Genomic DNA, 13,150 nt, shown 5'->3' with positions numbered 1-13,150 from the left:
GCGGGCACGACCATGGACGCGGCTGTGACGAAGGCGGTAATTGTGCGTATCCACGGAATGACACGGCTCGGATGGCGGTGATTTCATCCGTATATACGGATCGATCTTCTTGGTTTGTCCGTATTTGCGGAACTATGCTGACCCGGTGGCGACTCTCCGGATACGTGATGCGGCCGAACTGCTCGGTGTCAGCGATGACACCGTGCGCCGCTGGATCGATTCCGGCGTGCTCGCGGCGGATAAAGATGCCTCCGGTCGTCTGGTGATCGAGGGCAGGGACCTCGCGGCCCTGGCCGTCGAGCAGGCCCGGACGCCGCGGACTCGCCTCGGAAGTGCCAGTTCGGCGCGCAATCGGTTTCCCGGATTGGTCACCCGTGTGGTGGCCGATACGGTCATGGCTCAGGTGGAGATGCAATGCGGACCGTTCACAGTGGTGTCGTTGATGAGCAGCGAGGCGGTGCGCGAACTCGGTTTGGAGCCGGGCAGTGTGGCGATGGCTACTGTCAAGGCGACCACGGTCGTGGTCGAAACGGCCGCCGACTGAGGCTGGTCGCATTCGCATCGATGTCGGCGGTACTGCTCGTCGCGGGTTGTGGATCCGAGGAAAGCGATAGTGCGAGTGCGGATTCTGCGACCGTTACGGTCTTCGCGGCGGCATCGTTGAAACAGGTCTTCACCGGGCTCGGCCGACAGTTCGAGGCAGCGCATCCGGGCTCGAAGGTGGAATTCGCGTTCGCGGGGTCCTCGGATCTCGCCGCGCAGATCGCGCAGGGTGCGCCCGCCGATGTCTTCGCCGCAGCTGATCCGATCACCATGGCGAAGGCGGTCGACGCGGGCCGGATCACCGAGCCGACGCAGAACTTCGCCACCAATGTGCTGACCATTGTGACCGCACCCGGAAATCCGAAACACCTTGCCGGACTGCGTGATCTGTCTCGGCCCGGACTGCAGCTCGTGGTCTGTGCGCCGCAGGTGCCGTGCGGACGAGCCACCAAGAAGGTCACCGATTCCGCCGGGGTATCGCTCGCGCCGGTGAGCGAGGAATCGTCGGTGACCGATGTGTTGGCGAAGGTCACCTCCGGTCAGGCCGATTCCGGAGTGGTGTACGTGACCGATGCGGCGGCCGCGGGTGCGAAGGTCGCCACGGTGGCGATGCCGGAGGCCACCGCGGCGGTGAACACCTATCCGATCGCGGTGCTCGCGGATTCGAAGCGTGCGCAGTTGGCGCATGATTTCGAGAGCCTGGTTACCGGGCCGAAGGGCCGGGAAGCCTTGGCGGGAGCCGGATTCGGCGCACCGTGAGTCGGGACGAGCGGTGAACACCGGACTGCCGCGCTGGCTGCTGTTGCCAGCCACGGTCGGGTTCGCACTGGTAGTCGTGCCGTTGTTCGCACTGGCCTATGGCGTCGAATGGTCGCGCTTCGTCGATTCGGTGAGTATGAAGGCATCCCAGGACGCGCTGTGGCTGAGCCTGCGCACCGCGGCCGCGAGCACGGTGCTGTGCCTAGTGCTCGGGGTGCCGATGGCGGCGGTGCTGGCCAGGGGTGTGTGGCGCGGGCTGCCGCTGCTGCGGGCAATGGTGTTGCTGCCCTTGGTGTTACCGCCGGTGGTCGGTGGCATCGCGTTGCTGTACACCTTCGGCCGGAAGGGGCTGATCGGTAAACACCTGGAAGTGGCTGGAATCCACATCGCGTTCAGCACGACCGCAGTGGTGCTTGCGCAGACCTTTGTGGCCTTGCCGTTCCTGGTGCTGACGCTGGAGGCGGCGATGCGGACCGCGGGTTCGCGCTATGAACAGATCGCCGCCACGCTCGGCGCGCGTCCGACAACGGTCTATCTGCGCGTCACCCTTCCCCTGTTGCGCCCCGCGCTGATCTCCGGCGCGGTATTGGCCTTTGCCCGTGCGCTCGGCGAATTCGGTGCGACGATCACTTTCGCGGGCAGTCTGCAGGGGCGTACTCGCACATTGCCGCTGGAGATCTATCTCGAACGTGAGGCGGATCCGGCTGCGGCAGTGGCGCTTTCGTTCGTTCTGGTCGTTGTCGCGGTGTTGATTGTGCTGATCGCTTACCGCAGGTCGGGGGTCATGCCAGGGCCTGGGACGGTGCTGCGGAGCGGTCGTGCGTCAAGGCCTGAGCCGGTTGCGGGGGCCGAGCAGTGATGCGAGCTCGCCCACCTCGACAATGCGCTGATCTTCGATGCGCTGTTCGATCTCTTGTTACCGATGATGCGCGCATGGGGCTGGTCGGGCGCGGCGGGTTACTGGGTTCGTTGATCGGCTCGACGGGGTGCGGTCGTCGCTGGACGGTCGACCGATGATGCGGCGTGCGAAGGCATTTCGGGCGCTGGCCGATGGTGTCGAGCTCGCGGTATCGGCGCGGCTGGCCGACCGCGATTTCGACGTCGATTTCGAAGTGGCCGATGGTGAGGTGCTCGCGGTACTCGGGCCCAACGGTGCGGGCAAGTCGACATTGTTGGAGGTCGTGGCCGGACTGGTGCGGCCGGACGAGGGACGGGTGCGGCTCGGTACTCGGGTGCTGACCGATACCGCGAAAGATATTGCGGTGCCGCCACATCGGCGAGGTGTGGCATTGCTCGCGCAGGAGGCAATGCTATTTCCGCATCTGACCGTCGCGCAGAATGTGGCATTCGGGCCGCGCAGTGCCAGGCTGTCGGCGCGGGCCGCGCGTGCGGTCGCGATGGAGTGGTTGGCGGCTGTGGACGCGGAGGAGTTGGCGACGCGTAGGCCGGGGGAACTGTCTGGTGGGCAGGCACAGCGGGTTGCCTTGGCGCGCGCCCTCGCGGTCGATCCGCGGCTATTGCTGCTGGACGAACCGATGGCGGCGCTGGACGTCGCGGTGGCACCGGCGATGCGCGCGCTGTTGCGTCGAGTGCTTCGTGAACCGGACGATGGTGCCCGTCGCGGCGCGGTGCTGGTCACCCACGACATCATCGACGCCCTGACGCTGGCCGATCGGCTGCTGGTGATCGAAGCGGGCCGTGTCGTCGAATCTGGTCCGGTGGCATCGGTTTTGGCGCGGCCGCGCAGCGCCTTCGCGGCGCGCATCGCCGGGGTCAATCTGATCGTCGGTAAGGCCGGTGTGGGCAGTGCCCAGCGCGAGGGCGTGGTGGTCGCCGAGGACGTGGAGGTACACGGCCGGGCGGACGACGCCTGGCCACCGAGCGGCCGCGCCGCGGCGGTCTTCTCCCCCACCGCGGTATCGGTACATCGCGAGGTACCGGAAGGCAGCGTGCGCAATACCTTCGGCGTCCAGATCGCGGAACTCACCGATCGCGGCGGGATCATCCGCGTGCAGTCGACGGATCGACCGGACGGCTCTGCCGGTCTGGTCGCCGACATAACCCCCGCGGCCGTCGCGGAACTGGACCTGGCACCCGGCCGCTCGGTGTACTTCGCGGTCAAGGCGGCGGAAGTGCAGGTGTATCCGTGCTGATCGGTTGGCCGCCCGACGTGGGCCGACCAGCTGCCGGGCTATCTGAGCACTGCTTTGGTGCGCGGCTGGCTGTCGAGCTCTGCTGATCCGGCTTCTCGCTGCCTGATCTGGGCGAACGCGCCGTGCGGTCGGCTCTCTGCTGGCCGCCCGACATGGGCCGACCAGCTGCTGGGCCGGGCTATCCGAGCACTGCTTCGGCGCGCGCCCAGCTGTCTAGTGCCATGCCCAGCTACCTTCTGCCTCGAGCCCACGGCTCTGTCGAACGTAGTCGAATGGTCGTCGCCCACGGCGAATTCGATCGCCATATCACTACGCTCGGCGAGCCGCTGGAGGCGGATGGCGCAGCAAATAATCCAGACGCGGCGCCAGCTCTGCTGATCCCGCTGCCTGATCTTGGCGAAGGCGCTATGCGGTCGGCTCTCTGCTGGCCGCTGGGTTCGGTGAATGGCTAGCTGTGCTCAGCGGCGGCCAAGGCGCGCAGGCCGTCGGCGCAGGATGGGTAGCGCGGTGTCCAACCGAGCTCCGCCTTCGCCTTGGCGTTGGATACTCGCATGTTCGCCTGCGTCATGCGGTAGGCGTACGACATGGGCCGCATCATCCAGGCGGGTACCGTGAATGGCTTCGGTGTGCCGAAGGTTTCGGCGACCAGCCGGACGTGGCCGCTGAAGCTGAGCGGGGTGTCGTCCACGATGTTGTATGCGGCGCCGGGCTTTCCGCCTTCGACGGCCAGGGCCATCGCCGCGCCCGCATCGGCCAGGTCGACCCAGGGCAGCACCCGCCCGTGATCTTTCACCACCGGCAGTTGACGCTTGCGCAGCATCTCGACAATGGCCTCCGTGCCGCCCGCACCGTAGAACAGGCCGTAGCGCAGTGAAATGCCTTCGATGCCATCGGCATTCAGCATCAGCTCTTCCTTGACCCGCATGCCTTCGAGGTGTGGTTCCAACGCCTTGTCACCGGTGGGCGCGAAGGCGTCGTCCTCGGTGACCACGTGATCGCCGAAATCGCCGTAGCCGTAACCGAAGACCATGGATTCGGCGATGACTCGCCGTGCGCCGACGGCGCGTGCCGCCTCCAACAGGTTGGCGGTGCCGGTGATCCGCAGCGCATTGGTCGCGTACATATCCTTGTGCCGCATGGGCGCCTTGCGCAGTGCCGTCGCCGCGTGCACAACGGTGTCGATAGTGCGGCCATCGACCGCACGCAACAACTGATCGCGATTCATCAGATCGGCCTGGATATCGGCCCCGGTGCCGCGGGACAGCGAAATCACGGTGTAGCCGGACTGCCGCAGCGCGGTGGTGATGTGGCCGCCCAGTACTCCGCTCGCCCCGGCCAGCAATACGTTCTTGGTGTCGTTCATGTCCATCAGACAGCTGACCTCCTTCCGACGTGACACAGTCGAATGTGAGCTACCTCACTCTGAAGAGCATGCCAGGACCCCACCCGGAACGTGATCAGTTCCCGTACCCTCCACCGCCAGGCGTCTCGATGACCAGCACGTCTCCGGGTTCGAGCTGCGCCGAATCGGACCCGCGCAGGTCATGTACCGTGCCATCGGCCCGCTCGATCCGGTTTCGGCCGAGGCCACCGGGCGCGCCTCCCGCCATGCCGTAGGGCGGCACCCGACGGTGACTCGACAGCGTCGAGACCGTCACCGCTTCGGTGAACCGCAGTCGGCGCACCGCACCGTCACCGCCGCGCCATCGCCCGGCACCGCCGCTGCCCGCCCGCACCGAGAACTCCTCCAGCAGCACCGGCAGCCGCCACTCCAGCACCTCCGGATCGGTGAGCCGGGAATTGGTCATATGGGTCTGCACCACCGGCGCGCCGTCGAAGCCGTCGCCCGCCCCGGATCCGGATCCGATCGTCTCGTAGTACTGGCTGCGATCATTGCCGAAGGTGATGTTGTTCATCGTGCCCGACCCCTCGGCCTGCACCCCGAGCGCCGCGTACAGCGCGCCGGTGATCGCCTGTGAGGTCTCGACATTGCCCGCGACGACCGCGGCGGGCGGTTCGGGCGCGAGCATCGAACCGGGCGGCACGATGATCCGCAGCGGGCGCAGGCAGCCGTCATTGAGCGGAATATCGTCGGCGACCAGCGTGCGGAAGACATAGAGGACCGCCGCGTTCGCGACGGCATATGGCGCGTTGAAATTACCATCGAGCTGCGCCGACGTGCCGCTGAAATCGATGGTGGCACTGCGGTTTTCCCGATCCACCGTGACCCGAACGCGAATGGTCGCCCCGAGGTCGGTCGGATAGGCGTACTCGCCGTCGTCGAGCGCATCGATGACGCGCCGCACCGACTCCTCCGCATTGTCCTGCACATGCCGCATATACGCCTCGACGACATCGAGTCCGAAATGCTCGATCATCTTGCGGACTTCTTCGACGCCCTTGGCATTGGCGGCGATCTGGGCGCGCAGATCGGCGAGGTTGGTGGCCGGATTGCGGGACGGGTACGGCGCTTCGGTGAGCAGTCGCAGCGTCTCGTCCTCCCGGAACCTGCCGTCCTCGACGAGCAGCCAGTTGTCGAAGATGACGCCCTCCTCCTCGATGCGGCGGCTGTCGGCAGGCATCGAACCGGGCGCGATACCGCCGATTTCGGCGTGATGACCGCGTGACGCGACATAGAAGAGAATCTCGGTGCCTTCGCTATCGAATACCGGCGTGATCACCGTGACATCGGGCAGATGGGTGCCGCCGTGGTACGGATCGTTGACCGCATAGGTGTCGCCGGGACGTATACCCCCGTCCTGCCTGCGCCGGATGACCTCCTTGACGCTGGTACCCATCGACCCGAGATGCACCGGAATATGCGGCGCATTGGCGACGAGATTGCCGTCGGGATCGAAGAGCGCGCACGAAAAGTCCAGGCGCTCTTTGATATTGACCGACTGCGCGGTGGACTCCAAGCGCGCGCCCATCTGCTCGGCAATGGACATGAACAGATTGTTGAAAACCTCCAGCAGCACCGGATCCGCCTCGGTGGCGGGAGCGACGGGCCCGGAGGAGGTAGCTTGCGTAACCATGGAGGGCCCCGCGGACGCCCCCATCGACACAGCACCCGCCTCTGGTCCGGCCACCACCGCGACCCGTTCCATGATCAGATGTCCGAGGTCGTTCAGCACGGCCTGCCAGCCGTCGTCGACGACCGTGGTGGAGTTGGCCTCGGTAATGATCGCGGGTCCGCGCACCGCCCGCCCCGGCACCAGTTCCGCCCGCCGATGCAGGAATACCTCGCGCCGAGCGCCACCGGTGTGCAGTTGCACCGGCTCCGGCTCGCCGGTGGCCGCGCGTGGCCCGGCCAGGTCGGCGAGATCGGGTGCTTCGGTGAGTCCGGTCGCCTCGACCGAAAGCGCCTCGATCACGATCGGGCGGTCCAGTACGAACGAGTAGGTGGCGCGATGGCGTTCGACGAAATCCGTTGCCATCTGGGCCGGTTCGGTGAGTTCGACGGTGAGCGTGGTGTCGGTGCCGTCGTAGCGCAGCTGGGCGCGCCGCACGATGCGCACCCGGTGCGCCGGTACGTCCTCACCGAGTAGTTCGGCGCGAGCGATGGCCTCCAGATCATCGGCGATCTCGACGACACGGTCCATCGACTCATCGCGCAGCGGCAACTCCACCGAACGCTCGCGCATGGCGGTGGTATCGGCGAGACCGATGCCGAGGGCGGAGAGCACACCGGCCATGGGCGGCACCACAACGGTGCGAATACCGAGGGAATCGGCCACCTTACAGGCGAGTTGGCCGCCCGCTCCGCCGAAGGTGGTCAGCGCGTATCGGGTCACATCGTGGCCCTTCTGTACCGAGATCCGCTTGATGGCGGCGGCGATATTGGCGACCGCGATGTCGAGATAGCCCTCGGCCACCTGCTCCGGAGTGCGATCATCACCGGTGCTCTTCGCGATCTCGGCGGCCAGTTCCGCGAATCGATCGCGCACCAGCGCATCGTCGAGCGGCGCATTGCCGTCCGGACCGAAAACCCTTGGAAAGTGCGCGGATTGGATGCGACCGAGCATCACGTTGGCATCGGTGACGGTCAGCGGTCCGCCGCCTCGATAACACGCGGGTCCGGGTGCCGCGCCCGCGGAATCGGGTCCGACGCGGTAGCGGCTGCCGTCGAAATGCAGGATCGAACCGCCACCGGCCGCGACGGTATGGATATCGAGCATCGGCGCGCGCAACCGGACACCGGCGATCTGCGTGATGAACACCCGCTCGTACTCGCCCGCGAAATGCGATACGTCCGTGGAGGTTCCACCCATATCGAAGCCGATGACCCGGTCGAATCCGGCGAGTTCGGACATCCGCACCATGCCGACGATGCCGCCCGCCGGACCGGACAGGATGGCGTCCTTGCCGCGGAACTGTCCGGCCTCGGTGAGTCCGCCATTGGACTGCATGAACATCAGGCGGACACCGGTGAGCTGGTCGGCGACCTGCTGGACATAGCGCCGCAGCACCGGTGAGAGATAGGCGTCCACCACCGTGGTATCCCCGCGCGGCACCAGCTTCATCAGCGGGCTCACCTCGCTGGACAGCGAGACCTGCGGAAATCCGATATCCCGGACGACCCGCCCGATCGCCCGTTCGTGCTCGGGATACAGATGCGAATGCATGCAGACCACGGCGACGGCACGAATACCGCTGTCGTACAACGGCTTAAGTTCGGCGGCGAGCGCATCCAGGTTCGGTGCTGTCAGCACCGTGCCGTCGGCCGTGACGCGCTCGTCCACCTCGATCACGTGCTCGTGCAACAACTCGGGCAATACGATCTCGCGCGCGAAGATCTGCGGCCGATTCTGATAGGCGATGCGCAGTGCGTCGCGGAAGCCACGCGTGATGACCAGTACGGTGCGTTCGCCCTTGCGCTCGAGCAGCGCGTTGGTCGCGACCGTCGTGCCCATCCGGACGGCATCGATATCGGCGGCGCCCCCCGCGTCGGCGAGGATTTCCCGAATGCCCGCCACCGCGGAGTCGGCATAGCGCGCCGGATTCTCCGAGAGCAGCTTGTGCGTGACGAGCTTGCCGTCGGGTCGACGGGCCACCACATCGGTGAATGTGCCGCCCCGATCGATCCAGAACTGCCAGCCCGGTGTCTCGCTGGTCACCGGAGCCGCCCGGGCGAAATGCGTATGCGCTGGTCGATCACATGCGCACCATACCGAATCACCGGGGGCGCGGATCCGTGCGCGATCAGTGCGGCGGATCGAGTTTCGCGTGCATGAGATACACGTTGTAGGTGTCCCACGCCGAAATGGTGAAATACAGATCCGCACTCGTCGACCACGGATGGATGAAGCCGCCGTAGGCCTTCGGATAGTCGTCGGTGGAGACCAGCTGGACACCATCGGTCCAGACACCCTGCGGACTCGCCGCGGTGCGCATGACGATCGCACCGCGCGCCGAATCCAGATAGACCATCTGCCACTGTTCGGTGCCCTTGTCGAAGCGCACCGACAGTTCGCTCGCCATACCGAGAACCAATGGCGTTGCCTGGTTTTCGGCCGCGGGTGCCCAGGTTCCATGTACCCAGTACTGGTAGGCCGATTTGTTCAGTACCTCGGTCTTCGGCACCCTGGCCAGGCCGATGACGCCGACCCGGCCGTTGGGCGTGCCGAACATATAGACGTAATCGCCCTGCGGCACCATGGCCGTCACCTGGAACCGGCCGAGCCCGAAGAAGTTGTCCCACCTGGCGTGCTGGTCCTTGACCCAGGTGCGGCCGTTGTCGTCGGAGTACGCGAGCCCGCCGTAATTGGTCGACCACAGGCCGGGGATGCGGCTCCAGTGGTTCACCGACATATAGCTCATGAACTGGCGCTGCCCGATCGCGAACCCGGAGGTCGGGATGGTGGTCGTCTCCCAATTCTTGATCTTGCGGCTGGGCAGCAGTTCGGTGGCGTGACAACGACTGTCCTGCACCATGGTGTCGATGCCGAGGCCGTCGGTGAGGTCGTGGTCGGTGCTGTAGCCGAGCACATTGCTGCGCCAGTCCGGACCGCCGACACCGCCACTTTCCCAGCCATCGCCGAAGGTGTCGCCGAAGGCCACGGCGACCTCGCCCGGTTTCGTCTCCCACATGATGCCGAGGTCGGTGCCGTCGACCTGCCAGCGCATATCGGTGCGATTCGCCGAACCGTGCCCGGTCACCTGACCGACCAGCTGCACCGACTCCACCGGCGGCGGGGCGATGGCGGCGGTCAGTGGTCCGGGTTCGGCCGGGTGCACGATCGGCGGCGGCGCGGGTTGCGGTTCGATTCCGTCGGGGCCGGGCACCGGGATCGGAATCGGCTCGATCTCCGGACGGAACTCTATGCGCGGCACGCGGATCGAGCCGGACCCCGAACTCGAACCGGAACCTGATCCCGAGCTCGAACCGGATCCGGAACCGGAGCTGGATCCGGTGTCGGGTGCGCCTTCCGGTGCCGGATCGTCGGCGGGGTCCTGCGGTTTCGGTGTATCCCGGATGTCCGGGCACGGATTGCGGCACGGGTCGGTGGGCAGCGGCTCGGGATCGATCCGGGTGTTGTCCGGCGCCGGATCAGGGACCGGAACCGGCGTGATCTCGGGAACCGGTACCGGGATATCGATCTGTGGGGGCAGTGGGGGCAGCGGTGGAGGCGGCGGTGCGTTCGGGTCCGGCGCCCGGTTCAACGGGTCGAATCCGATCTCGCCGCAATTGTTCACCGGCGGCGGCGCCCACGGGTGCTGCGCGGCCCGCGCGGCGGGAGTCGGTACGGTCAGCGCACCGGCGAGCAGCACACCGAGGATTACGGGCGCACAGGTCGGCCGAAATCCCATCCGTTGTTGACTCCCCTGTCGGTTCGGGTCGATGGGAGATCAACTTACCCGACCGAATCGCTCGGAGGGTGGAACCGGATGGGGCGCAGTCGCGTCCAATCAGATATGAACGAGATCGAGTACGTATTCGGGACCGGTGACGGCACGGTCCACGTCTGGACCAGTCAGACGGATCTGGATCTGTCCGGTTCGGGCCTCGACGATGCGGTGGCACTCGATTTCGACGGCGACGGCCTGATCGATGACGTGCTCTGGGATTCGCACGGCACCGGCATCGCCGATGTGGCCGGGCTGGATCTGGACGACGACGGTGTACTCGACCATTTCTTCACCGATCCGACCGGCAACGGCACCTGGAATCACCAGATCACCGGCAGCCCGGCCGATGCGGGCAGTGAACAACTGGCCTGGATCGAGCGCACCGAGTCGGAGCCGGATCACCTCGCCGCCGATGAATTCAGCGCGGCCTTGTCGAATCGCGATGAGCCGACGCAGGATTCGCGCTGGTCGGATCCGCCTGCCCCGATCGAACCGGTGGCCGCGCTACGGGATCACCGCACCTGGTCCTGCGATGAATTCGGCTACCCGACAACGCCATTCAGCCAGTGACCGGCGAGCGCCGATTGTTCACCGCAATGGCCGCCATTCCCACGCAATAGATTCCGGCGCCGACGAGGACCACCGCGATCGAGCGGCCATCCGTCGGGATCACCAATGCGGCGAGCGCGATCGCCAGTACGAAAGCGATATTGAATACGGTGTCCTGCAATGCGAATACCTGACCACGTCTGGTGTCATCGATATCGATCTGCATGGTCGCATCGCCGGTCAATTTGATGGTCTGCCCCGCGAGCCCGAACAGGAAGGCCGCGACCAGCAGCAATTGATGCGCCCGATGCGCCGCTGCCCCCGAGCTCGCGATCGCGGTCGGGGTGACCAACGCCAACTGCACCACCGTCGCGGTCAACAGCCCGAGCACCACGGTGCGCGACCGGCCGAGCCGCGGAATCAATACCGGTGCGACTACCGCCGCCACCAACATCCCCGCCGCGGTGCAGCCGATGGCGAGCCCGAACCGGGTCAGCCCGGTATTCGCACCGCCGCCGTCGACGGGCGCCTGCCGCAGCACCAACACCATGATCAGCGAATTGGCCCCGAATACGATCCGATGCGTGCCGATACCGATCATCGCGGTGGTGACCTGAACCGCTCCCCAGACCGCGGCCGCACCGTGCCGCAGACCGGTCGCGATCGCGCGCACCGCACTGTCGCGCACCGCGGTCCCCGGCTCCGGACCGAGCATCCCGGCCCCGAATCCGGCCGCGAATACCGCACCGCAGACCGACCACACGGCACTGATCGCCACCGCGACGGCCGACGCGAAATCACCCGCGCCGATCAACCCGATGATCGCGACCGCCGCGGCCGCGCCGACACCGGCACATCCGGACGCCACCGTGGCAAGCACCGAATTCGCGGGCACCAGCCAGTGCTGATCGAGCACCCTCGGCAGCGCCGCGGACACGCCAGAGAGTACGAACCTGCTGACCCCGACCACCGCCAGCGCGAGCAATAACAACGGCGTCGCACTACCGCCCGCCAATAGTCCGACACTCACCGCACCGATCAGCACTGCCCGCAGCACATTGGCGACCAGCAGCACCGCCCGCCGATCCCAGCGGTCCAGCAGCGCACCGGCATACGGCCCGATCAGCGAATACGGCAGCAGCAATACCGCGAACGCGGCCGCGATGGCGAGCGGATCGGTCTCCCGTTCCGGGTTGAACAGAATGGCGCCGGACAGCGCCGCCTGGAACATGCCGTCGCCGAACTGGCCGGTAAAGCGGATCAGCGCCAAACGCAGTACGCCGGGACTCTCGCGCAGCGCCGTCTGTAGCGAAACCGGCCGCTCATCCGCGGGAGTGGAGCCGTTGGGGCGACCAGTAGACACGCCCAGAGGCTACTGTGTTTGATTTGCCGCGCCTGCGGCGCGGCGGGTTCGCGGGCTCTGTCTGATTGCGCGCCTTCGGCGCCGCGTGTTCGCGGCCCCTGGTGTCTCGCGTCCGAGCCGTCGAGACTCGCGACTACGTCGCATGCGCTTCGACGACTCGGACGCGAGACGGGCCGCGAACGGGTCGCTCGTAAGACTCGCTCCGTGGTGGTTGGTGATGGCGGAGGCGTTCGGCTCCCACTGCACCGGTGCCAGATAGTCGAGACTCGCGCCTGCGGCGCATGCGCTTCGACGGATCACACGCAGTCGACCAGTGTGGAGATTGTTGCGCGCATATCCGGTGCCATCGGCAGGTCAGCGAGCGCGGCGGCATCGATCCAGGCGTAGGCGTCGTGTTCGCCCGGGGCCAGCGCGACCTCGCCCGGTTCCACCTCGACCATGAAGCTGTACTTGCGCACTCGGGGCTTGGTTCTGGTGGCGTAGTCGAAGTCGCCGAGGAATTCGGTGATGGCCCGCACCCGCAGCCCGGTCTCCTCGAACAGTTCCCGCACCACGCATTCGGCCAGGGTTTCCCCGGATTCGACTCCGCCACCGGGTAGTTCGTACATGCCGCCGCGGTAATCGTCCGGTACCCGGCGCACCACCAGGAGTTTGCGATCACGGAATACCGCGACACCGACGACGAAATCGCTGATCCCATCGCGCTCTGCCGCATCGCGGAGCTGCCGCTCGATGCGTGCGAGCACTTCGGTTCGCATCCGTTCGTCACCTCCGATTCCGTTGTGGCACATGAAGTTACGAATTCGCCGTGGGCGCGTACCGACCCCCGTCGTTCAGTGGCGGGTGGTGCCGACCGCTGATACGACTAACCGGTCGGTACCGCTCGCCTGCCGTTCACCCGCACCTCGAGTGACTCCCTCGCACGTCACTCGCG

The 13,150-nt window shown here is 66.5% G+C and carries 11 protein-coding genes; 6 read left to right on the top strand and 5 right to left on the bottom strand.

Annotated elements, in window-relative coordinates:
• Window positions 1-145: 145 nt before the first annotated feature.
• The 5 genes from ACQP1T_RS38525 (at window position 146) to ACQP1T_RS38505 (ending at window position 3,907) form a co-directional block, all read left to right on the top strand.
• Window positions 146-544, top strand: coding sequence for a TOBE domain-containing protein (locus ACQP1T_RS38525; protein WP_433757870.1), 399 nt, complete (start codon window positions 146-148; stop codon window positions 542-544).
• A gap of 20 nt (window positions 545-564) precedes the next feature.
• A complete protein-coding gene (gene modA / locus ACQP1T_RS38520; protein WP_433757869.1) occupies window positions 565-1,302 on the top strand; it encodes a molybdate ABC transporter substrate-binding protein in 738 nt (245 codons plus the stop codon).
• Between the two features lie 13 nt (window positions 1,303-1,315).
• Window positions 1,316-2,161: an ABC transporter permease gene (locus tag ACQP1T_RS38515; protein ID WP_433757868.1), complete on the top strand. Its 846-nt coding sequence runs from the start codon at window positions 1,316-1,318 to the stop codon at window positions 2,159-2,161.
• A 154-nt stretch (window positions 2,162-2,315) separates the two neighbouring features.
• Window positions 2,316-3,455 (top strand): sulfate/molybdate ABC transporter ATP-binding protein, encoded by a 1,140-nt coding sequence (locus tag ACQP1T_RS38510; protein WP_433757867.1) that lies wholly within the window; start codon window positions 2,316-2,318, stop codon window positions 3,453-3,455.
• A gap of 272 nt (window positions 3,456-3,727) precedes the next feature.
• The gene (locus ACQP1T_RS38505) at window positions 3,728-3,907 is read left to right on the top strand and encodes a hypothetical protein (protein ID WP_433757866.1); all 180 of its coding nucleotides are present in this window, start codon (window positions 3,728-3,730) and stop codon (window positions 3,905-3,907) included.
• Here the strand turns inward: ACQP1T_RS38505 and ACQP1T_RS38500 are convergent.
• From ACQP1T_RS38500 to ACQP1T_RS38490, 3 genes are all read right to left on the bottom strand, one after another.
• Window positions 3,904-4,824 (bottom strand): NAD-dependent epimerase/dehydratase family protein, encoded by a 921-nt coding sequence (locus tag ACQP1T_RS38500; RefSeq protein WP_433757865.1) that lies wholly within the window; start codon window positions 4,822-4,824, stop codon window positions 3,904-3,906. The genes ACQP1T_RS38505 and ACQP1T_RS38500 overlap by 4 nt on opposite strands.
• 88 nt (window positions 4,825-4,912) lie before the next feature.
• Window positions 4,913-8,572: a hydantoinase B/oxoprolinase family protein gene (locus tag ACQP1T_RS38495; RefSeq protein ID WP_433757864.1), complete on the bottom strand. Its 3,660-nt coding sequence runs from the start codon at window positions 8,570-8,572 to the stop codon at window positions 4,913-4,915.
• 85 nt (window positions 8,573-8,657) lie between these two features.
• The gene (locus ACQP1T_RS38490; RefSeq protein WP_433757863.1) at window positions 8,658-10,265 is read right to left on the bottom strand and encodes a DUF4185 domain-containing protein; all 1,608 of its coding nucleotides are present in this window, start codon (window positions 10,263-10,265) and stop codon (window positions 8,658-8,660) included.
• 105 nt (window positions 10,266-10,370) lie between these two features.
• On the opposite strand from ACQP1T_RS38490, the gene ACQP1T_RS38485 reads away from it, so the two are divergent.
• Window positions 10,371-10,874, top strand: a complete 504-nt coding sequence (locus ACQP1T_RS38485; RefSeq protein ID WP_433757862.1) for a hypothetical protein — start codon at window positions 10,371-10,373, stop codon at window positions 10,872-10,874.
• Here the strand turns inward: ACQP1T_RS38485 and ACQP1T_RS38480 are convergent.
• Together ACQP1T_RS38480 and ACQP1T_RS38475 are read right to left on the bottom strand one after the other, a co-directional pair.
• Window positions 10,864-12,216, bottom strand: coding sequence for an MFS transporter (locus tag ACQP1T_RS38480; protein ID WP_433757861.1), 1,353 nt, complete (start codon window positions 12,214-12,216; stop codon window positions 10,864-10,866). The two genes, ACQP1T_RS38485 and ACQP1T_RS38480, sit on opposite strands and share 11 nt — an antisense overlap.
• Window positions 12,217-12,512: 296 nt before the next feature.
• On the bottom strand, window positions 12,513-12,974 hold the full coding sequence (locus ACQP1T_RS38475) for an NUDIX domain-containing protein (RefSeq protein ID WP_433757860.1): 462 nt from the start codon (window positions 12,972-12,974) through the stop codon (window positions 12,513-12,515).
• Window positions 12,975-13,150: the final 176 nt, after the last annotated feature.

It is taken from the genome of Nocardia sp. CA-135398 (genome assembly GCF_050955845.1).
Taxonomy (GTDB): Bacteria; Actinomycetota; Actinomycetes; order Mycobacteriales; family Mycobacteriaceae; genus Nocardia.
Note: the sequence above shows the minus strand (reverse complement) of the source record. Positions and strands in the feature narration are given on the sequence as shown.